15 protein-coding genes and 2 pseudogenes are annotated in these 22,047 nt (G+C 42.6%); 3 read left to right on the top strand and 14 right to left on the bottom strand.

The window, feature by feature from the left end; genetic code table 11:
* Positions 1-260, top strand: a pseudogene (locus HWQ42_RS17055) (flavodoxin-dependent (E)-4-hydroxy-3-methylbut-2-enyl-diphosphate synthase); the annotation flags it as partial.
* Here HWQ42_RS17055 and HWQ42_RS17050 read toward each other — a convergent pair.
* The 13 genes from HWQ42_RS17050 to rppA all read right to left on the bottom strand — a co-directional run bounded on the left by HWQ42_RS17050 (position 171) and on the right by rppA (position 12,812).
* Complete coding sequence (locus HWQ42_RS17050; RefSeq protein ID WP_292814178.1) at positions 171-1,166, bottom strand: NAD(P)-binding domain-containing protein; 996 nt, start codon at positions 1,164-1,166, stop codon at positions 171-173. The pseudogene HWQ42_RS17055 and the gene HWQ42_RS17050 overlap by 90 nt on opposite strands.
* A 245-nt stretch (positions 1,167-1,411) precedes the next feature.
* A complete protein-coding gene (locus tag HWQ42_RS17045; protein WP_292814175.1) occupies positions 1,412-1,678 on the bottom strand; it encodes a hypothetical protein in 267 nt (88 codons plus the stop codon).
* A 61-nt stretch (positions 1,679-1,739) separates the two neighbouring features.
* A complete protein-coding gene (locus HWQ42_RS17040; RefSeq protein WP_292814173.1) occupies positions 1,740-2,771 on the bottom strand; it encodes an ABC transporter substrate-binding protein in 1,032 nt (343 codons plus the stop codon).
* 46 nt (positions 2,772-2,817) lie between these two features.
* Positions 2,818-3,579, bottom strand: a complete 762-nt coding sequence (locus HWQ42_RS17035; RefSeq protein ID WP_292814171.1) for a class II aldolase/adducin family protein — start codon at positions 3,577-3,579, stop codon at positions 2,818-2,820.
* A gap of 156 nt (positions 3,580-3,735) precedes the next feature.
* The gene (locus tag HWQ42_RS17030; RefSeq protein WP_292814168.1) at positions 3,736-4,806 is read right to left on the bottom strand and encodes an aliphatic sulfonate ABC transporter substrate-binding protein; all 1,071 of its coding nucleotides are present in this window, start codon (positions 4,804-4,806) and stop codon (positions 3,736-3,738) included.
* A 332-nt stretch (positions 4,807-5,138) separates the two neighbouring features.
* Positions 5,139-6,329 (bottom strand): LLM class flavin-dependent oxidoreductase, encoded by a 1,191-nt coding sequence (locus tag HWQ42_RS17025; protein WP_292814166.1) that lies wholly within the window; start codon positions 6,327-6,329, stop codon positions 5,139-5,141.
* Positions 6,330-6,431: 102 nt separating this feature from the next.
* Positions 6,432-7,670: an acyl-CoA dehydrogenase family protein gene (locus tag HWQ42_RS17020; protein ID WP_292814163.1), complete on the bottom strand. Its 1,239-nt coding sequence runs from the start codon at positions 7,668-7,670 to the stop codon at positions 6,432-6,434.
* Positions 7,671-7,676: 6 nt separating this feature from the next.
* Positions 7,677-7,838, bottom strand: a complete 162-nt coding sequence (locus tag HWQ42_RS17015; RefSeq protein ID WP_292814160.1) for a hypothetical protein — start codon at positions 7,836-7,838, stop codon at positions 7,677-7,679.
* 341 nt (positions 7,839-8,179) lie between these two features.
* Positions 8,180-8,977, bottom strand: coding sequence for a class I SAM-dependent methyltransferase (locus tag HWQ42_RS17010; RefSeq protein WP_292814157.1), 798 nt, complete (start codon positions 8,975-8,977; stop codon positions 8,180-8,182).
* A 259-nt stretch (positions 8,978-9,236) separates the two neighbouring features.
* Positions 9,237-10,271: an aliphatic sulfonate ABC transporter substrate-binding protein gene (locus HWQ42_RS17005; RefSeq protein WP_292814154.1), complete on the bottom strand. Its 1,035-nt coding sequence runs from the start codon at positions 10,269-10,271 to the stop codon at positions 9,237-9,239.
* A gap of 199 nt (positions 10,272-10,470) precedes the next feature.
* Positions 10,471-10,614 carry a hypothetical protein gene (locus HWQ42_RS17000; RefSeq protein WP_292814151.1) on the bottom strand — a complete coding sequence of 48 codons (144 nt, stop codon included), beginning with the start codon at positions 10,612-10,614 and terminating at the stop codon, positions 10,471-10,473.
* A gap of 96 nt (positions 10,615-10,710) precedes the next feature.
* Positions 10,711-12,045, bottom strand: coding sequence for a two-component system sensor histidine kinase RppB (gene rppB, locus HWQ42_RS16995; RefSeq protein WP_292814149.1), 1,335 nt, complete (start codon positions 12,043-12,045; stop codon positions 10,711-10,713).
* A 35-nt stretch (positions 12,046-12,080) separates the two neighbouring features.
* Positions 12,081-12,812, bottom strand: coding sequence for a two-component system response regulator RppA (gene rppA, locus HWQ42_RS16990; RefSeq protein ID WP_292814180.1), 732 nt, complete (start codon positions 12,810-12,812; stop codon positions 12,081-12,083).
* A 247-nt stretch (positions 12,813-13,059) separates the two neighbouring features.
* Between rppA and HWQ42_RS16985 the strand changes: the two genes are divergently transcribed.
* Together HWQ42_RS16985 and HWQ42_RS16980 are read left to right on the top strand one after the other, a co-directional pair.
* Entirely contained in the window at positions 13,060-17,250 is a 4,191-nt protein-coding gene (locus tag HWQ42_RS16985; protein WP_292814147.1) for an amino acid adenylation domain-containing protein, read from the top strand.
* A gap of 8 nt (positions 17,251-17,258) precedes the next feature.
* Entirely contained in the window at positions 17,259-20,531 is a 3,273-nt protein-coding gene (locus HWQ42_RS16980; protein WP_292814144.1) for an amino acid adenylation domain-containing protein, read from the top strand.
* Positions 20,532-20,662: 131 nt separating this feature from the next.
* Here HWQ42_RS16980 and HWQ42_RS16975 read toward each other — a convergent pair.
* Positions 20,663-22,047, bottom strand: a pseudogene (locus tag HWQ42_RS16975) (group II intron reverse transcriptase); the annotation flags it as partial.

Below are 22,047 nucleotides of genomic sequence, written 5' to 3'. Positions count from 1 at the left end.
GGATTTTTAGTAATAAATATTCTGCACGTCCCAATTCTCGCTTGAGGTTTGTTTCTGCTGGAATTGCTACTTTATTAGCTGATGGTATTGGTGATACGATTCGCGTCTCCCTGACGGAAGCTCCAGAAAAAGAAATTCCCGTTTGCTACAGCATTCTGCAAGCACTGGGACTACGCAAAACTATGGTCGAGTATGTTGCTTGTCCCTCTTGTGGCCGCACCTTGTTTAATCTGGAAGAGGTGTTGCATCAAGTGCGAGAAGAACGCTATTACCCGCTCGATTGCGTCTGGTGGTGGCGTAGAGCCAACCTGATTAAACCGCCAAGCTTGGAACCACCGAGCTGCATCAGGTAGTTGCGGATAGTTATAGTAAGCGCCAGGATAACCTCGCAGGCGATTCACTGGCAGAGATGCGATCGCTGACCGTCGTGCGAACAGGTGTACTGCCTTCGCGCCTGATTCCAATGCCACTCCTGCCGCATCAAAGGCCGAGGCCGCAGCACCCAGCACTGCTACTGTTTTGCCACGTAGATTGTTGAAGTCGATTGCATCGGCGGTATGTGCATATAAGGTGCGTGGCAGAGATGCCAATACAGGCGGTATGTTTGGGCCACCAGTGCCAGCTACACCGTTGGCGAAGATAATTTTACGTGTGGTTTCCACCTGGGCGACACCGTTCACTTCTAGGTGTAGACGAAAGAAATCGGCGTCCGGCTCAATCCACACCAACTTCGTCTGATACCGAACTGGAATGCCCAGAAAATGCCGATACCAGCTGAGGTACTCAGCCCACGCCACTCGTGGAATGCGGTCAAGCGCTGCGTATGCCTCACCACCGTGCCGCGCCTCGTACCAAGCTTGAAATGATAGCGCCGGAATGCCCAGTTCTGGCCCTGGTAGGTTTTTCCGTGTGCGTAGCTTTTTCATCCGCGCCCGCGTCAGCCACACGCCTGCATGGGCTTCGTCAAGAGCCTCATCGATGACTGTCACGCGCCCAATGCCAGCACGCCGCAGGGCAAATGCGAAGGTGCTGCCACTGCCACTACCACCTACTATCGTCACATTGTGGTCAATGCCTGAGCGATCGCTCACCCAGTTTTCGGGATCGGGGCCGAGTAGGCGCAACGCCTCACGTGCAGCAAAATCGAGGTCAGTCGTTGTTGTCATATCGGTATTTAAGGATGAAATGAGATTTTATCGAGATTAGTGATACTGAAAAGCATAATATCATGTAAAACTAATTATTAGCTTCTCTAATACTATGGGTTGCAAACTAAATGATTGCTAACTGTTAGCGAAGCTGTGCTGATGTCGCCCAAATACTTGAAAGAAGCTACCCCAGTAAAGCTGTACTGCACATTGAAAATTAGTTGAAATTTTCTATTCATTTGAGTAGCTGATAACACTTGTCTTTACTTATTTAAAAGCGATGCCTGCGGCGGGCTATTCGGTGTCGCCAATAAATAAAAACTTTTTAGTTTGCTGAAAATCCCAAACCGTTTTATCTCCTGCTTAACAATAGGCTCACGATCAGCAGATTCTTGTGGTGGGAATTCCCAAATATCACGTATCTCATGTTCTTGCTGATCTGTTAATTGGAGATCATGTGGTAATTGAGACTGTTGCCCAAATAACCAAGGTACTCCATTTAATAATTCTCTTTCTATTCCATGAAACATATTTTTACCCTGATTAAAAATAAGGTAATTTTGACATTTAGCTTTTTACTTCTTTCTGCAATTATTGGCATTTGGCAATATCTTTGTTAAAACTGCTGTCCCAAAGTTGTTTCACATCAACTTTTGTGGAAATTACACCCGCTTGAAAAAAGGTATCAGCAACCTTTTGCTGAGAAGCAATAGCTTCGTCAGAAACAGGAAGTAATTCTTGACGACGCTGTTGTTGTCCTTGCTGGGCATCCTGATAAACGATGCCTTCATCAACATCGATAGTAGTTGCATAATTCTTCGACCACTGCTTAAGATTAGATTCACGCCAAGTTTGGGATTTCCGCAAACGACAGAGAAAATCAGCAATTACAACTTTCTTTTGGGGATCGGCGATCGCATTGGGTGAAGCAATAATCACAAAGTTACCACTCAAAATATCTTTTGCAGATTCCAGTACCCGCGCCCCTTCTTTTTCGGCTTGAGGGATGGAGTAACCGTAGGTAGCCCAAGCATCAAGCTGTCCTTTACGAAAAGCCGCAAGCCCATCGGGTATCGATAAAGGAATTGCATTGATATCCTTCATCGTCAGCCCGACTTTTTCCAACATCTTAATCAGGAAGTAGTGGGCAGTTGTAGCTTTCACATAACCCACTTTCTTACCTTTAAGATCGGCGATCGTTTTGGCAGTCGAGTCCTTGGGTACGAGTACAACTTGACCAATCGTTGGCCCTTTGAGAGTGGCAATAATTTTTACAGATGCTTTCGATTCAATCGCAAAAATCGGTGGAATTTCACTAGCTGAGGCTAAGTCAATTGCACCAGCATTGATTGACTGTACCATCAAATTCCCCCCGGTAAACTCAGTAAATTGAGTTGTGTAAGGGAAATTATCTAGTCCAGCTAACTTTAAATTTAAGTCCCAGCCACCTTTATACTTAGCAACATGTAATTGAGTTGTATTCGATACTGCGATTTCGGATGGACTAGGATTAGCAGCGATCGTTGCCGGACTGGTAGACTTAACCTCTGAGCAAGCTGTTGTTGCTACTAACAAACAACTCAGAGAAAAGAAAAAATTCTGCCGCAGCCAATTGGTAAACACGTTAATTTTTGGGTATAAAAAGACAATGAAGAAAAATAACCACCAACTACTCTAGTAAGTCTGGTTCTTCGCCCACAATTCGGTCGTAGAGTGGCTGAAAGCTAAACCAACCGCCGGAATGAGTTCCTACTTGGTTATGAGTAAAAGTTGCTGTTTCGTGGTCAATGGGAAGTGGTTTGCCAGCTGCTTCTGCAAGCAGTTGAGCTTGAGCGGATCGCTCAAAAGAAATGTACCAAAAAGCAGCTTCATCTACTGTCTGTCCCACCGTCAAAAAGCCATGATTCCTCAAAATGACAGCTTTCTTGTCTCCCAAAGATTCAGCAATTCTTTTACCCTCTGAAGTATCTAAAACTACTCCTCTATAGTCATCAAATAGAGCGTGGTCTTGATAGAAAGCACAAGCATCTTGAGTTAGGGGATCAAGCAGGCGACCAAGACTTGACCAAGATTTACCATGCAGAGAATGAGCATGAGCCGCTGCAACTATATCAGGTCGCGCCTCATGAACCTGTGAATGAATCGCAAAAGCGGCGCGATTGACAGGAGCATTACCTTTGACAACTTCCCCTTCTGTATCGACCAAAATCAAGTCAGAAACTCGGATGTGACCAAAGTACTTGCCAAGGGGATTTACCCAAAAATGGTCGGTAAACTCAGGATCTCTGGCGGTGATGTGGCCTGCTGTTCCCTCACTAAAGCCAAAACGAGCAAACAGCCGAAATGCCGCAGCAAGGCGTTGTTTGCGGTAGAGTCGTTCTTCTTCAACTCGTTCAAAGACTGGCAGTTGTGGTCTAGTGAAATTTGCCATGATTTTCTTTTTCTTGTTTCATAAGTACATTGGAATATCCAGAGCGTGAAGACCGCAGACTCTTTTGTTTGGGATGATAATGATGTCGCCAAATGCTATCAGTATCATTACCCACGACAATGAATTAAAATAGATGGATCAAATACTGTATCTTTGCTACCTAGCGGCGGTAGTTTCTAACGGACACACTGCGGTTCTAATATCTACTCGTTGCGGAATAATTTTTTGCTCTAGTAACCAGTCAGCTGTTTTCTGAAGCTTGGCTATATCCCCAGTATTAGGAAATACGTAAGACTCTGGGCCTCGATTTTTAGTCACTTGCTTGGCTACCGCATCAGAAAGTTTTAGCTCTTTAACTAGAAAATCTGATGCAGCATTAGTATGTTGATTTAACCATTCACCATCCTCACTCAAAGCAGTAAGAGCAGCTTTCACGACGACAGGATTTTCTTTAGCTGCATCACCACGAACAACCAAAATGCCGTAGGTAGGCGCAGGGTGTGTAGTGGTGATTCTTCGTGCCTTATGCTCTAATTCTGCAATTGAAATATAAGGTTCCCAAACTGCCCACGCATCAACAGAACCTTGATATAGAGCAGGTGCAGCATCATTCGGTGATAAGTAAACTCGCTGGACTTTAGATGAAGGAATATTTTCTTTTTCCAAAACTTTTAATAACAGATATTCGCCCGCACCACCTTGATTAACTGCAACTTTCTTACCTACTAAATCAGTCGGTTTCCGAATGGGAGAATCACCAAGAACTAAGATGGCATTACTCAAAGAATCTGGATTAGGACGCTGTACAGAGCCAATACAAAGAGGCTGTCCGGCAGCAATTCCAGAAATCGAAGGAATATCACCACATCCACCAATATCTGCCCGATTACCATTGAGAGAACTTAAAAGCGTAGCGCAACGGTCAAATGGGCCACTCCATTCAACTTTGATATTTTGCGTTACTAACTGATGCTCTAACTCACCTCGTTGACGCGCAATGGGAATAATTCCGCCTTTTTGGTAGCCCAAGCGAATCACATTGTTTTTCTCTGTACTTTTAGTAGTGAGAGTTTTTGAAGAGGAATCTGAGTTAGCTGTAGTATTGATAGATGTTTTTTGACTGCAACTAGAAGCTATAAAAGCAAGAAAAGACATTGCGATTGCAATGATTGTACTAGCAGAAAATTTTTGTTTGTACTCAAAACAGTGTTCTTTTAAAGAATTCACCACAATTGACTCCTTGATATCAGTTTTTAGGAGTTTAAGCAGCCATATCTATAAATTATAGCAAATAACTACGATAAGTCGATCGATTTACCGTAGTTAATAGAAATAAGCATACCACCTTTTGATAAGCTGTCCAAACCAAATCAATATTTTTTATCAAAGTTTCACTAGCGGCTTGCAACAAGTTTTATAGTAATTTTTGTCCTTGGATTGATGCACCTCGCAAAGTTGAAAACAGAGCGGAATACCAATTCGTAATTCGTAATAAAGAAGGTCAAATTTTGAATGTGTTGCCCGATTTTAGAGAATTGGTATTAGCTAGGTTAGAGAACTCAGAATCTAAGTCCAGCCTGTTTCAGTAGTGGTAGAACACGCTTACCGAAGAAATCCAGATCAGGCTCAAAATCGTAGAAGGCAAGCTGGAAGCCATCGACACCAGCTTTATTCAGTTGCAAAAGTTGCTCGGTGATTTGTTCGGGTGAACCGATTAGCTGCACATTACCACCGATCGCACTGCCAACACCATAACGCAGATTTCCCTTTTGATGCCCTCTCCAGGCGTGTGCATCGCTGCTAACGCCAGAACGTCCAGCAATTGACTGATAATCGGCATGGTCGATAATCGCCTGAGCATATTCTTCCGCCTCTTTTTCAGTTTCACGCACGACAATCAGCGGATTTAGGAGAGTGCGGACAAGTCTACTATTAGCGATCGCCGATTGTTTGACACGGGCTGTATGGGCGGGTAACGACGACAAGGCGCTTTCTATGTCACCGCCAGCCGGACTGGTGATAAATACGATATCAAAATGGCGACCCGCAAACTCGATGCCAGCATCCGAACCGGTGGCGTTAACTAGGATGGGGCGACCATAAAGCGGGCGGGGGCTGATGTAGGCATCCTTAAACTGCCAAGAACTCTGACTTTTATAAGAAAAATTCTCTGTTTCCGACCAAAGTCGTTTGAGAACGGTAACAAATTCATCAGCGAGTTCATAGCGGCGATCGTGTTCGATTTGGCTCCAGCCGAACAGTTCATGCTCATAAGCCCGATGTCCAGTGACAACATTAATTCCCCAGCGACCTTTAGAAATGTGGTCAAGTGTCGCACCAAATTTAGCCAGATGGATGGGATGCCAAGGCCCGTAGAGGACGTGAATTGTTGAGATTAATAGAATGCGTGAGGTAATACCAGCAAGAGAAGCGGTAGCAATGAAGGCATCTAAACCTGCTTCTGTCCGAGTTGGTCCCTGTCCGCCTTTTGGCTGCCATGTGGAATAGCCGAAAACCAGATCAAAACCTAACTCCTCAGCCTTTTGAGTCAGTTTGGCATTGTAATCAAACGACCAGTCTGTAGTGCGCGGTAGGGTAGAAGAACTCCAACCACCGTGATGAATTGGTAAGAATAGCCCTAGCAGTACTGGCTGCCGGAGAGCTTGGGATAATGGGCTTTGGGGATAGTCTGTGGGACTAGCGATCGCCTCTTTACTTGCTCTCAAAAAAGTAGTATCAATTGCACTCATAGTTTCTCTCAACGGTTTCGGTTGGCTGCGAGATCCCCGACTTCTGAATAAATACTCATAAAGTAGTTTCCCGTAGTTTAGAAGTCAGGGATCTGAACAAAATTAGAAGAATCCTCGTTGCGGCAATGGTGTACCGTTGATCTCGTAGTCCCCGATCGCACGAGCCTTAAAATGATTTGGGTTGTGTGAGGACAAAGTGCGGGCGTTGCGCCAATGACGATCAAAGTTTGAGCTTTTTTTAGTTGTAGAAGCCCCACCAACTTCAAACAACAAAGTAGCCGAACGTAATGCCAAATCATCAACAATCAATTTGGCTTTCGATGCACTCAGAGAAGTTGCCAGTGCCGCAGCTGTTTCTGCCTCTTTACCCTGAGCTTGGGCAGCAGGGAGGCGATCGAGACCATCAGCTGCCGCCAAGACGATCGCTTCGGCAGCAAAGGCATTAGCGGCAATCTGTCCAACAGTCTGCTGTAAAATCGGATCTTCTGTTGCCTGCTCGCTTACGGCATGGTAGAAAGTCCTCTTTCGGGTACGGACGAGGGCTGTTGCATCGCGCAGAACGCTGTGAATAATGCCAGCATTGATTGCTGTCAGGAATAGTTGCGGAACGATGTTATATGGCAGGTTGTCTTGGTCTGTGTCTGTCTCAAAAATTACTTCATTTGCCTCTACACGGACATTAGTGAATGTAGTTGTTCCTGTACCTGTAAGTCTTTGTCCGAAGCCATCCCAGTCATCCACAAGGTCAATCCCCTCACGGTTAGTAGGAATCAGTATAAACGCTCTAGTGCCATCGGGTACTAGTACACGCACGAAAATCAAGTCTGCATAAAGGCTGCCAGTGCTGTAATACTTCGTCCCATTCAGACGATAGCCGCCACCATCGGGTGTTAATTTTGTATTCACAACTTGCCCACCGCCAGCCCGCTTGACTTCTAATTCGGTCGTAGCGAGTCCAATAATCGCACCATCGACGACGGCTTTCAGCCATCGCTGATTCCTTTGGGTGCGCTCAGAACGCAAAATTCGCTCTGTAACAGAGAAATGATTCCGTACAATGTGAGCCACGTTTGGATCGGCATCCCCCAGCCGAATCACGACCTCGAATAATTCGCGTGCCGTGCTACCACCACCACCTTCGGCAACGGGGATTCGCAATGCACCCAACCTGGAACGCCGGATCAATTCAACCACATTATAAGGAAGGATGCGATCGCGATCGCGCTCACTTGCTCCCAGAGCAATAAAATCAAAAAGCTGCTGGAGTTCCGGCGAGTTTGCTCTTACAGGAGCCGAAAACTGAATTGTCGTATCTGCAAGTTTCTCTGGACTCTTAATCATTAGTTTCTATCTCCGAATATCCTGTGGAAAATCTATGTTGGTGAGTGGTGAGGCAATTGCTATTTCTGGGTGACGCGACTTTAGCACTACAAAGTTGAAGAATGTTTCCAGCCTTGAGGCGATTGCATCTGGTAACATATTCATCAAGCCACCGACTGCACTCGACAAAAACCATTCCTCTGTAAGGGTTTTAGATGTATTAAGTTTTATAAAGTACTAAAAATATACCGAATTGCCGTAGTTTGATACTCCCAAATTTTCCCCAAGTTGTCAATCTGTTTTAAGGTCTTTTTGCAGGAAAGACTCAAAGTTGAAAGCCCAAAAGCGTCTACGGAGTAAGTCCAAGGAAAACGCCAATCGCCTACGCCCGCCTAATTTGTGAACTTCTTCAAGGACAATTTTTATCCTACTCAAAGTGGTTTAAAATCCCATATCAACAGGTGTTTGTGTTGGGCGAAGAGTCTCCTTTACAAAACGTAACTGTTATCTGCAAAATGATTTAGATCAGATTAGAGTAGGTGGGCTACGTATAAAGTAGTTAAGTAACCTTTAGTAATTTGACCATTGAAATTGGTATTAATTAATTCAGCGATCGCATGGAAAAAACGCGCTTTTGTAATGTGATCTAAATTTAGATGACCGGAATAAGTATTTAAGAGGTTGAGATAAGTTGCACTGTTGTATGTTGCATCCCATCGATAAGAGCGATAGACTACTTCACCAAACAAACCTGTTTGCTGAATCTCACTTGTTTTATTAGGAACTTCCTGCTCACGTAAAGGAGGTTCATCGTCTTTAACCAGTTGAGGAGCTAAACTTTGATATAGCTCCTGTACTTCTTCAAAGAAGCCATTACTAGCATCACTATATACATGTTCATTCCAAAATAGCGCGATCGCTCCTGAAGATGTGAGGGCTTGAGCCGTTTTTTTGTAAGCAATACTTGGGTCAAGCCAATGGAAAGCAGTCGCAGAAATCACTAAATCAAAAGCATTTTCTTCTATTATCCAATCCTCAAAAGCGATGTTACACACTTCTACTTGCGGATAAGCAGCCAGGTTTTTTTGAGCAACTTTAGTAAGATTCTCACCCAACTCAATGCAGAGTATACGATAACCCCGGCGGGCAAAGGGCACAGTTGCCTGACCAGTACCACAACCAATCTCTAATATCCTTCCGTCTGGAGTGATTTCTGAGAGAGACACCACATCGTCGAAAAGTGCCTCTGGATATCCTGGTCGAACTTGGTCATACAACAGTGCTACTTGATTAAAAGTGGTTCTTAAGTGACTTCTTTCATCTGTCATCGAATTTTAGATTTTGATATTGATTCATAGTTTAGTAAGATACGATTATAGAAATTAGCCCTATGCACTACCAAGATTTGCGGTGCATTACGAGAACAGCGATAATACACCCTACGAAACTGTTCCTCGTTCCCTTTTCCCCAATTACAAATTAGGGTAAATACTCCAGCCATCAAGAACATTAAAAAGTTGCATTTTCTAGATACTGTTAGCATAATGTATTGTCAATTTTTTCAGGCTTAATGTTCACTACAAATGCTCAGGGCTTGATTTCTGCCGGGAGTATAGCAGCATATTCTTCAGGAGTAAGTGTTACATCCTTGACATTAATTTTTTTAGTGATAAATTTTTGCTTATAGAACAAGTCAGATATCTCTTGCTGTCCTGCTATAACCTTATCGGTAATTGGTCTGATGCCAAAACGCCGACGCTTGACTATTGTTTCTAAGGTTGGTAAATCAAGCTTGGTATCACGCCCGACAATTTCGGCAACTTCTCGCGTATTTACTTTAGACCATTTGCCTAATTTGTAGACTTCTTCAAGGACAATTTTTATTAGCTCAGGGTTCTCTTTCACGAAGCTACGTGCAGCTATCCAATAGCCTCCTTGGGTTGAAAGTCCTTTAGCATTACGAAGAATCCGAACTTTTTCCGTTCTCTGAAATATAGCCAGGTGGGGGTCTCCTAGCACAGCTGCATCAATGCTCTTACGCGATAATGCTGCACGAGTTTCTGGTGCTATTAGATTGAGATGTTTGACATCTTTTAGCTCTAGTCCTCCTTCTTGTAAAGCTTTAACCACAAAGTATTGACTAGCAGTAGCTCTTTGAAAGGCAATTCTCTTACCTTTTAAATCAGCTATAGTTTTGATGGGGGAGTCTTCCGGTACTACGATCGCCGAACCTTCACCAGTACCCGGTATAGTATTAGCAAGAAGAACAAAAGGAATACCAGTTGCTTGGGCAAATATGGGTGGAGTTTCACCAACAGTACCGATATCCAAACTGCCCACATTTATTGCTTCTAAAAGCTGTGGTCCAGCTGTAAATTGCGCCCACTGCACTTGAATACCCAAGGGATTCAAGTGTTTCTCTAAAACTTGTCTACTTTTGGTGATATCCGCAGCAGTAAAATAGCCAATTCTTAACAATTTTGTCTTAATGCCATTAGGAGCTGCAACTGCTACCTTTTCTCGTGTATCTGGTGCTTTACAACTTACTAAAGTTGTGGAGAGAGTAAATACTCCAGCTACTAATAAAATTAGAAAGTTGCATTTTCTAGATATTGCTACCATGATGTATTACCAATTTTCTGGGGTTTAAAATACAAGCTTTAATTAAAAAACTGATTTTGGAATGATGTAAAAGTTGAAGATGGGAAATTTTTTATTTTGCGGTTAGACTCTGTTTACTAACTCTCTCATCTAAATAATCTACTATAAGTCGGTCGGGTTGCAGTAGATTATGATTGTACGGACTTTACCACAAGCTAATTTAAAAATCAAGCAGCGAGGATGACGGTGCTATTGATGCAACTGGTAAAAAGAAAGAAACAATAGGCGTGATACTAGCGATCGCAACTCTTCCCCAAATCAAAGACCTCTCAATGACGACAAACGGCTTTTTACTCGCACCCATAGCCTTCGTCACAGTTCCGGTTGAGTTCCGGTCAAGTTCCGGTATTCTTACATATCCAAGTACTGCTGAAAAATAGAGTCTTTTTATTTCCAGAACTCACGGTGAAAGAGGAAGTCGAACTGTAAATGTACTACCTTGCCCAGGTTGACTTTGAACGTGAATATTGCCTTTATGCGCTTGGACAATCGCTTGAGCTATGGCTAATCCCAATCCCGAACCGCCAGAGGTGCGAGAGCGAGCGCGATCAACTCGGTAGAAGCGATCAAAAATTCGCAGTTGATGTTCTGGGGCAATACCAATTCCTGTATCTTCAACTTTAATCATGGCGTAAAGCTCACTTTTTCCCAAAAAAACCGTGACTTTTCCACCGCTAGATGTGGCTTGAATTGCATTGGCAATTAAGTTGGAAATTAAGCGATAAAGCTGTTCTTCATTTCCCACAATGTATAGGTTTTCTGAGAATTGTACCTGTTTAGAGAGATTGACTTTAGTTTCTACTGCCAAAAATGCTAATTCCTCAGTTAAATCGCTAATTAAATCATTCAAACAGCAAGGCTGATATTCTCCTGTTAGTTCTTTTTGGTCTATCCTAGTTAATAGCAACAAATCTCCAACTAATTGTGATAAGCGGCGATTTTGGCGTTTGAGTACATCTAAAATTCCACTATTGGCTTTTGGTTCTTGCTGTAACTTGATAGCAGCTTCAATAGTAGAGTACATTGCTGCTAAAGGTGTGCGAAACTCATGGGCAGCATCAGCAGTAAATTGTTGCATTTGTTGGTAGGAAAAATATACAGGTTGTATTGCCCTTCCTGCCAACCACCAACTAGACAAACCAACGAAAATCATGGAAATTGGCAATCCCAACACCAAAGCTAATTTTAAATAAGCAAGATGTTGGTCTAAATCAGTGATACTACGCGCCACTTGTAGATAACCCGAAATCTGATTTTGAGTATACAAAGGTAAAGTGATTTCGCGGTATCGAGTGCCAGAGGAATCTGTTAATATTTGCCAATGCTCTAATGCTGAGGTAACAGAGAAATTGTCAATTTCCATGCCTCCACTGGCAAAAATTTTTCCTGAGCGATCCAATAAGCGTATATAGTAATTAACTGGATTCGCCGCCTCTGTTATTGATTTTTTAATAGATGTTGTTTTAGGCAAACAATTTGTCTGAGCCACACATAATTCTAAAGAAAATTCTTTAGCGAGGCGTTGTAATTGTCCAGGTTGTTGCCAAGCTGGTTCAATACTTTTATGAAGTGCGTTTGCGACTGATTGCAATCCCTGGTCTATGGTTTCACGATAAGCATGGGCAACCACACTATAAACCCCCAAACTAGATAGCCCCAAAATACCGCCCATAACGAGGGTATACCAAGCTGCAAGCCGCAACCGAGTCTGGTGGAAAATGGGATTGCGTTCCATGTTTCTAAAACCTTGCTCAAAGTGTTGCTGTCAAGTTAGCAAAAATCAGCAGTATGAATGTTTAGGCGATAGCCCACACCATAAATAGTTTCAATCAAAGATTCGCTGTCTTCTTCTCCTAATTTGCGTCTCAATAAGCGAATTTGTGCTGCTACTACATTACTAATTGGTTCTGCACCAATTTCCCAAAGCTGATTGATAATCTGGTCGCGGCTGACAATTTGGTTAGGATGTCTCATGAAATATTCCAACAATTGAAATTCCTTGACGGTTAAAGAGAATACTCGGTTTTCACCGTGACAATACTGACGAGTAAGTTCATGAGTGCTGTAATTGAGAGTCAGGCAACCTACTTGTAAGCGTCGGGGTTTGACTTGAGGCGTAAGCGTTGCTCCTACATAAGAGGCTCGCCGTTGCAATGCCCGCAATCTTGCCAGCAGTTCTGCCATATCAAAGGGTTTAACTAAATAATCATCTGCACCGCTATCTAAACCGATAATCTTTTCTTCCATCCGGTCTTTAGCCGTTAGCATTAATACAGGTAGAATTAACTGGCGATCGCGCAACCATTTACACAACTCTATTCCTGAAACTCCCGGCAGCATCCAATCAAAAATCGCAAGTGTGTACTCAGTCCAGCCAGTTTCTAAATATTGCCATGCCTGCGTACCATCTAGAAACCAGTCAACTATATACGCCTCATGGCTCAGGACTTGTTTTATTGCTGCACCTAAATCTGCTTCATCCTCAACTAATATAAGTCGCATAGTCAACACAGTGCTAAAAGCCTTCTTTAAATACGCTTTCATGAAAAAGTGAAATTGTTATGAAATTTTTCTATTTCTTGAGCTAGAGACACTTTTTCTTTCAATAGAATGACTGAATACTGATAACCGATTTACTGCTCCGAGAACCATTAGTTCTTCAAAGCTAAACTCCTATCGAAGCATTGACAATAAAATGGGTTGAGAAAAAGTTTCCACAAATTCCACCACAACTGTTTGCCATTCACTTATGAGCCAGTATATTTACAGTAGTCTCACAGATGATGAAGAACTTAATTTTTCTGAGGAAGCAGAGGTTTTCGTTTTTCCCACTTCTTTCGCCCAGCAGCGATTGTGGTTTCTCGACCAGTTAGCACCGGGGAATCCATTTTACAACGTGTCAACAGCTCTTCACCTGACAGGTTCCCTCAATTTCACCGCCTTAAAGCAAACATTCAACGAAATTGTACGTCGCCACGAAACGTTACGTACTAGGTTTATTATGGTAGACCAGCAACCAGTACAGGCGATCGCACCTAGCTTAAGCATACCTCTTCCCTTAATAGACCTACGCAATTTCGACAACCCAGAACGCGACACACGAGTGCAGCAAATCGTAACCCAAGAGGCTCAACATCCTTTCAATCTCACCATTGGGCCATTACTGCGAGTAAAGCTATTACAACTGGATGAAGTAGAATATCTGCTGCTGCTAAATCTACATCACATAGTTGCGGATGGTTGGTCAATTGGAGTGCTAATTAGAGAATTGGGGGTATTATACAAAGCCTTCGCAGAAGATAAGCGATGTCTGACGACTAGCTACTCCGTATCTACGCTCTTACCAGAACTACCCATTCAATATGCAGATTTCGCTCAATGGCAACGGCAGTGGCTACAAGGAGTGGCAGCAAACGGCACCTCGCCCCTACAAAGCCAGTTAGTTTATTGGCAAAAGCAATTAAACGGGATTTCGGTATTGAATCTCCCCACCGACCGACTAAGACCAGCAGTTCCTAGCTACAGGGGTGCAAAACAATTTTTAGAGCTACCACACTCCTTAACTCAAGCGCTAGAGGCACTGAGTGCCCAAGAAGGCGTTACCTTGTTCATGACAATGCTGGCAGCGTTTCAGACTTTGCTCTATCGCTACACGCAGCAAGAGGATATTGCAGTTGGTTCACCTATTGCTAATCGCAATCGTAGCGAACTAGAAGGATTAATTGGTTTTTTTGTCAATAGCTTGGTGTTACGTACAGATTTCTCAGGTAAGGTGACGTTTCGAGAATTGTTGAATCGAGTGCGAGAGGTAACTTTAGAAGCATACAGTCATCAGGACTTGCCTTTTGAAAAGTTGGTGGAGGAACTTCACCCAGAGCGAGATTTGAGCTATCATCCTTTTTTTCAGGTTGTATTTAGCCTACAAAACACTCCTATCGAAACTCTAGAGTTATCTGGGTTAACGCTTTCGCTATTTGACTTCGATAGCAAAACTGCAAAACTTGATTTAGAATTCCATTTGTGGCAAGACTTGGAAAGTTTGAAAGGACAAATGGTTTATAGCACCGATTTATTTGATGACAAAACCATTACGCGAATGCTGGGACATTTTCAAACGCTGCTAAAAAGCATTGTTGCCAATCCAGAACAGCGGATTTCAGATTTGTCTTTGCTTACTGTGCAAGAACGACAAGAGTTATTAATTGATTGGAATGACACTAAAAGAGACTACTCAGGGAACAAGTGTTTTCATCAGTTATTTGAAGCACAAGTGCAGGAAACTCCCGATGCGATTGCGTTAAACGCACGCTCCGCGAACGCACTAGTCTTTGGCGATGAACAACTCAGCTACAAAGAGTTAAATATACGCAGCAACCAACTTGCACATTATCTGAAAAAATTGGGGGTAGTCCCTGACGTTTTAGTAGGTATTTGCGTAGAGCGTTCCCCAGAAGCGATCGTCGCCCTATTAGGCATTCTCAAAGCAGGTGGAGCATACCTGCCTTTAGATCCGAGCCTACCTCAAGAACGTCTTGACTTCATGCTAGAAGATGCACAAGTTTCAGTATTGCTGACACAAGAAAAGTTGCTCAAGCATTTTGAAGACTTCTCAAATCCAATTATTTGCATAGATAAAGATTGGGCAACTATTACACAACACAGCCAAGAAAACCCAACCAATTGTGTAAAATATAACAACCTAGCTTATATTATCTACACCTCTGGCTCAACAGGAAAACCTAAAGGTGTTTTGCTCCAACATCAAGGATTGTCTAACTTAGCGGCATCTCAGATTGAGGTTTTCAACATACAACCGATTAACCGCATTTTGCAATTCGCATCATTAAGTTTCGATGCCTCAATTTTTGAGATTGTCATGGCACTACAAACAGGAGCAACTCTTTATTTAGCAAACAAAGAATCTCTTTTACCCGGACAACCTTTGCTCAAATTATTGCGCGAAAAAGCTATTACTCACATCACCCTTCCGCCAGCAGTATTAGCAGTCCTAGCTACAGAATCACTGCCGGCATTGCAAACTATTATCTGTGCAGGCGAATCCTGTACCGATGATATTGTAAAACGTTGGTGGAATTCTCAGCGTCGGTTTTTTAATGCTTACGGGCCTACTGAAGCAACAGTTTGGTCAACCGTTGCAGAGATTAGTCATATAATTGAAAAGCCGCCTATTGGTCGCCCTATTCCTAATACTCAAATTTATATATTAGATAAACATTTACAACCTTTACCAATTGGAATTACTGGCGAATTATACATAGCTGGTGAGGGATTGGCACAAGGTTATCTTAATTGCCCCGAATTAACTACTGAAAAGTTTGTTCCCAATCCTTTTAATGATAAAAAGGGAGCGCGACTTTACAAGACGGGTGATTTAGCTCGGTATCGACCAGATGGTAATATTGAATTTTTAGGTCGCATTGATAATCAAGTAAAAATTCGTGGATTCCGCATTGAGTTGTCAGAAATCGAAACAGTGCTGAGTAAGCATCAAAGTGTCCAAAAAGCAGTAGTAATTGTTAAAGAGAACATATCTGGTAATAAGTATTTAGTGGCTTACATTGTTCTAAATGTAGAGATGCAAAATTTCTCGTCACTACTACGTAAATTCTTAAAAGAAAAATTGCCAGAATACATGCTCCCAAAAGCTTTTGTAATGCTAGATTCTCTGCCGCTAACAGCTAGTGGTAAAGTGGATCGTTTGGCGCTAACAGAACTCGACAGTCCGGCTAGCGGCTTAATAGATAAAACATTTATCCCTCCTCGGACTTCAACCGAGTCAACCTTAGCAAAAATTTGGGCTGAAGTGCTTAATATTGAGCATGTGGGTATTTACGATAACTTCTTCGACTTGGGAGGAGATTCGCTGTTAACTGTACGCCTGATGAAGCAGATACACAAGCATTTTGAGCGCGAATTGCCGCTATCTAGCTTATTTTTAAATCCGACAATTGAAAGTTTAGCAACTTCTCTATCCTCACAAGGAGATTCTCTTCCGTGGTCGCCCTTAGTTCCGATTCAACCTGCTGGTTCAAGCCCAGCTTTCTTCTGCGTCCATCCAATTTTTGGTGTTGTTTTCCCTTATTACGAATTAGCTCAGAATTTGGGAAAAAATCAACCATTTTATGGGTTACAACCCATTGGACTTGACGGAGAAAGTTCTCCATTAACTCGCATTGAGGATATGGCTGCTCACTACATTGAAGCATTGCGTAGAGTTCAGCCTAAAGGCCCTTATTTTTTAGGAGGTTGGTCTTTTGGAGGTTGGGTTGCTTTTGAGATGGCTCAACAACTCCAAAAGTCTGGGGAAGAAGTGGCTTTACTTGCTGTGCTTGACACTTTAGCACCAATTCCAGGCAATATACCTTCTTTGGGTAGTGGTTTCAAGTTTATGCTGACGACAGTGGCGCGATATATATGGCCCTTTTTCCTCGATTATTTTTATCTAATTATCGCGATCGCTAATAATCGAATTAACAGTTTAACTTCTCGGTTGACTAATTTTAATAAAATTGTGCGAAACTCCTTTTGGGAGTCGCTAACGCGATCGCTCCAAACAAATCTGTTCTCTCACTTCATCCGGAAAGAGGATGCCACAGTCAACGTTATACCTGAAGAATCCAAGTTAAGACTTTTAAGCGAGTTAGCAATTCGTCCAATGCTTCGTGTTTATTATGCCAATAGCCAAGCAGTTCTTAACTACGTTCCGCAAACCTACCCTAAACGAATTAATCTTTTCAGAACAAATGTTCAATCAAGCGCCAAGGAAGATCCGAGTATGGGTTGGGATCAGCTAACTGTAGGAGGAACGGAAATTCATCATATTCCTGGCAATCACCTAACTATGCTGAGAAAACCCCATATCCAAATTCTCGCCGCACAGCTAAGAGCTTGTATTGAGAAATCACAGAATTTAAAATAAGGATCAATATGTCTTCTGAAGAAGTCTTCGTCTTTCCAGCATCTTTTGCTCAACAGCGGCTATGGTTCCTCGACCAGTTGATCCCCGGCAATGGTATCTACAGTGTGCCGACAGTAATTCGTTTGACCGGTTCGCTGAAATTAGCCGCACTAGAACAGACTTTTAACGAAATCGTGCGTCGCCACGAAACCTTACGCACAACTTTTATTGTGTCGGATGGACAACCCCTACAGGCGATCGCACCCAGCTTAACAATACCTCTTTCTGTATTAGACCTCCAGCGATCGCCAGATGATGAACGAGAGGTTAAAGCAAAGTGCATTATTACCGCAGAGATAGAACATCCCTTCGATTTATCCTCCGGGCCATTGCTGCGAGTAATACTCCTGGTCTTTTCTAAGACAGAACATATTCTATTACTGAATATGCACCACATTATCTGCGACGATTGGTCTATGGGGGTACTGATTCGGGAACTGGGAACGCTGTACGCAGCTTTTGCACAAAACCAGCCTTCTCCTCTATTAGAACTGCCTCTTCAGTACGCCGATTTTGCTTACTGGCAGCGCGAGTGGCTGCAAGGAGAATTACTCCAAACCCAGTTAGCTTACTGGCGGGAGCAATTAAACGGTATTTCCATACTGCATCTACCTACTGACAAACCAAGACCAGCTATACAAAGCTATCAAGGAGCAACACAATTTCTAGAATTACCGCTCAAGCTAATTGATGCACTAGAAAAGTTGTCACAGCAAGAAGGTGTCACCTTATTTATGACACTGGTGGCAGCGTTTCAAACGTTACTTTACCGCTACACACACCAAGAAGATATCGCGCTAGGTTCACCAATTGCTAACCGCAACCGTAGCGAAATAGAAGGAATAATTGGTTTTTTTGTCAATAGTTTGGTGCTACGTAGCAATTTATCTGGAAACCCGACTTTTCGGGAACTACTAGGCAGAGTACGGGAGGTAACATTAGGAGCATATAGCCACCAAGATTTGCCGTTTGAAAAGTTAGTTGAAGAACTACATCCAGAGCGAAACTTGAGCCATCATCCACTATTTCAAGTGGTGTTTGGTTTTCAGAATGCGCCAATGTCAGCGCTAGAACTACCTGGATTAATACCTAGCTTTATGAATATTGACATCAAAAAAACGCGTTTTGATTTAGAACTGCATTTATGGAAGTGTTCTGAGGATTTTAGGAGCTTATGGGGTGCAAACTGGGAGTATTCTGACGGACTCCGAGGTGTAATGGTTTACAACACAGATTTATTTGATCGAGCCACCATTAGCCGGATGGTGGAACATTTTAAAACTCTGTTGTCAGCTATAGTTGCAAATCCAGAAGAACGAATTGCAAATTTACCGTTATTAAGTGAAGCGGAGTTACATCAGGTATTGGTGAAATGGAATAACACCCAAGTAGATTATCCTCAATATAAGTGTATCCATCAATTGTTTGAAGAAAAGGTACAGCAGTATCCTGATTCTATAGCAGTAAACTTTGCTAACGAGCAACTGACTTATCAAGATTTGAATACTCGCAGTAATAAACTAGCACACCACTTACAAAAAATCGGAGTATCTTCAGAAGTTTTAGTTGGCATTTGTATCTCACAGTCTATAGAAATGATCGTTGGTTTGTTGGGTATTCTGAAAGCAGGGGGAACGTATGTTCCATTAGACTCAAGTTATCCTCAAGAGCGTCTAAATTTTATGCTTGAAGATGCACAAGTTTCAGTGTTGCTGACACAAGAAAATTTGCTCAAGCATTTTGAAGGTTTCTCAAAACCAATTATTTCTATAGATAAAGACTGGGAAATTATTACCCAAGAAAATCAAGACAATCTTAAAAGCGATTCAAATAGTGATAATTTAGCATATATTATTTATACCTCTGGTTCTACAGGAAAACCCAAGGGAGTTGCTGTACCTCACAAAGCTGTAAATCGGTTATTGTGCAATACGAACTATATAAAATTAGAACCATCCGATAAAATTGCCCAAGCCTCAAACGTTTCTTTTGATGCAGCGACATTCGAGATTTGGGGAGCGCTACTTAACGGCGCTCAACTTGTGGGAGTTAGTAAAGATGTAACCCTTTCGCCTTATGAATTTGCATTACAATTACGAGAAAAAGATATCAACATTCTATTTTTGACTACCGCTTTATTTCAACAGATTGTTAGAGATGTTCCGCAAGCTTTTGCGACTTTGAAATATTTCCTGTTTGGTGGCGAAACCGTTGATATGAGATGGATTAAAAAAATTCTCCAATCTGGTGCGCCAAAGCACTTAATTCATGTTTATGGGCCTACAGAAAATACAACATTTTCTTCTTATTACTGCGTAGAAGAGTTACCATTAACCACATCTTTACCTATTGGTATCCCCATTACAAACACGCAGATTTATATATTAGATACCTATTTACAACTAGTGCCTATTGGCGTTACTGGCGAATTATATATCGGTGGGAAGGGGCTGGCGCGAGAATATCTCAATCGCCCTGAACTTACTACTAAACACTTTATTTCTCATCCTTTTAGTAATAATCCCAAAACACGCCTTTATAAAACGGGTGATTTAGCTCGCTATTTACCTGATGGCAATATTGAATTTTTAGGTCGCATTGATAATCAAGTAAAAATCCGTGGCTTCCGCATTGAGTTGTCAGAGATTGAAGCGGTGTTGAATCAACATCCAGCAGTGAGAGAAACTGTTGTTATTGTTGGTGAGGATGTACCTGATGATAAGTACTTGGTAGCTTATGTTGTTCTCAACCAGGAACAGATAGCGATGCAAGAGGTGCAAGGCTTTACATCCTTACTTCGTCAATTCCTCAAAGAAAAGTTGCCAGAATACATGGTGCCAAGCGCCTACGTGATACTGGAATCTCTACCTCTAACACATAATGGCAAAGTGGATCGGCGTGCTTTACCCATGCCTGATACAATTTCTTTCAATAATCAAGATTATGTGGCACCGCGATCGCAAGTTGAAAAGTTACTTGCCCAAATTTGGGCTAAAGTCTTGGGAAAAGAGCAAGTAGGTATCCACGACAATTTCTTTGAATTAGGTGGTCATTCTCTCTTGGCGACTCAGTTAATTTCTCGAATCCGCGATACCTTCCAAATAGATGTACCTGTACGCAATTTGTTTGCAGCACCAACTGTTGAACAACTTACTAAATACATTGAAACAACTTTTTGGGCGGCAAAAAGTTTAGATAAAGTTGGAACTACGGGTCAGGAGCGAGAAGAGGTAGAATTTTAAAGAGAAACACTTGAGTTTGACCAGCCAACGCAAAATGTGCTGATTGCTTCGGCAAACTGTTGGTTTTGTTGTTTGAGTCGATGGGGGATATTGTTCCCCGCACCTCTCAGTTAGATCCGTGCTTGCAACTTTCATTGCACACGGCTCCCGATGTTCTTAGCTTGCGCTTTGCTCATGTGTTTGTAATCGTTGCAACTCTCATGAATTGCTTCAAGATTTATTCTCTTCCAATTGGCGTGATTTCCGTCGATGTGATGCAGGTGAACCCGTTCCTCATCGATGAACTTTAGACCGCAGGAAGCACATCTATGGTTTTGCTTCTTAAGAGCAATAGAGGTTTCACCGTCATAGAGCTTGCTGTTACGTTCGCTCCAGTAGGCTGTATCTCCGTCATAGGGGGATTTAGTTCCCTTAACAGAAATGTGTTTGTTTTCGGAGTAAGGAACTGCTGGGAATGCCTTTATAACTAACTCTTTGCTAGTGTGGCGTGTTTGCTTGGTTTCCCTATTAAATACCGTGTGGGTTCTGTGATTCATGAACCAAAGTGAGAACTTTGTCCCGTCCATCTTGCAGAACTTATGGTAATTTCTCCAACTCTAACTACCGGGGCTAATTTCTCAGCCTTTGTGGTAGCACCATAATTCGAGTTGTTGACGATGTGTTTTACTTTCTTACGGAACGCTTTGAAGTTATCCACTGAGGGAATACATCTGAACTTTCCGTTTTTCTGGACTTTAAAGTGCCATCCGAGGAAATCAAACCCATCTGTCGCGGCGGTGACTTTGGTCTTCTTTTGGCTTACATTCATTCCGCGTTTGCGGAGGAACTCGCTGATTCTTTCAAGTATCTCAGTTGCATCATCTTCGGGTCGGAGTATAATAACCATGTCATCCGCGTATCGGATTGAGGGTTCTTTGATATCACTGGCTGAGGTTTTAGCAGTGATTCTGTGCCCTTGTTTGTAGTTTTTGTTGTACCGATGGATACTCTCAATCCCATTAAGCGCGATATTCGCTAATAGCGGACTAACCACTCCCCCTTGTGGGGTTCCTTGTTCAGGAAATTCTGGGTTGATTCCTGCCTTGAGGCATCGGAAGATACCGATTTTTAAGCCTTTTGGGGCAATGAGTTCGTCCATTATTGCTGAGTGATTAATCCTGTCGAAGCACTTTTCAATATCGAGTTCAATTACTCGTTTTTCTATTCCGTTGCTGCTGGAGCGGAGATTTACGAAGATGTACTTTTGTGCATCATGGGCAGAGCGCCCTGTTCTGAACCCGTAACTCCTGGCATGGAAAGTGGCTTCGTGTGCTGGTTCGAGTGCGTATTTTGCAAGGCATTGCCAGGCTCTATCCGCTATGGTTGGTATCTTTAACATTCTGGTAGTCCCGTCCTTCTTAGGGATGGGGATTTCCCGTAGTCCTTGATGTTTCCAATTTCCACTGTTCATTTTTAGTAGTTCTTCAAGGTTGAAGCGTTCTTCAAATGAGAGGGATTTCTTACCATCAATACCAGC

It is taken from the genome of Nostoc sp. JL23 (genome assembly GCF_017115065.1).
Taxonomy (GTDB): Bacteria; Cyanobacteriota; Cyanobacteriia; order Cyanobacteriales; family Nostocaceae; genus Nostoc; species Nostoc punctiforme_A.
This window is presented reverse-complemented; position numbering and strand designations above follow the sequence as displayed.

Coding starts and splice junctions, on each gene's coding strand:
- HWQ42_RS17000 (WP_292814151.1), bottom strand. CDS start 10,614: ATGGGTGCGAGTAAAAAGCCGTTTGTCGTCATTGAGAGGTCTTTGATT.
- HWQ42_RS17020 (WP_292814163.1), bottom strand. CDS start 7,670: ATGATTAAGAGTCCAGAGAAACTTGCAGATACGACAATTCAGTTTTCG.
- HWQ42_RS17045 (WP_292814175.1), bottom strand. CDS start 1,678: ATGTTTCATGGAATAGAAAGAGAATTATTAAATGGAGTACCTTGGTTA.
- HWQ42_RS16980 (WP_292814144.1), top strand. CDS start 17,259: ATGTCTTCTGAAGAAGTCTTCGTCTTTCCAGCATCTTTTGCTCAACAG.
- rppB (WP_292814149.1), bottom strand. CDS start 12,045: ATGGAACGCAATCCCATTTTCCACCAGACTCGGTTGCGGCTTGCAGCT.
- HWQ42_RS17035 (WP_292814171.1), bottom strand. CDS start 3,579: ATGGCAAATTTCACTAGACCACAACTGCCAGTCTTTGAACGAGTTGAA.
- HWQ42_RS17050 (WP_292814178.1), bottom strand. CDS start 1,166: ATGACAACAACGACTGACCTCGATTTTGCTGCACGTGAGGCGTTGCGC.
- HWQ42_RS17005 (WP_292814154.1), bottom strand. CDS start 10,271: ATGGTAGCAATATCTAGAAAATGCAACTTTCTAATTTTATTAGTAGCT.
- HWQ42_RS17025 (WP_292814166.1), bottom strand. CDS start 6,329: ATGAGTGCAATTGATACTACTTTTTTGAGAGCAAGTAAAGAGGCGATC.
- HWQ42_RS16985 (WP_292814147.1), top strand. CDS start 13,060: ATGAGCCAGTATATTTACAGTAGTCTCACAGATGATGAAGAACTTAAT.
- HWQ42_RS17010 (WP_292814157.1), bottom strand. CDS start 8,977: ATGACAGATGAAAGAAGTCACTTAAGAACCACTTTTAATCAAGTAGCA.
- rppA (WP_292814180.1), bottom strand. CDS start 12,812: ATGCGACTTATATTAGTTGAGGATGAAGCAGATTTAGGTGCAGCAATA.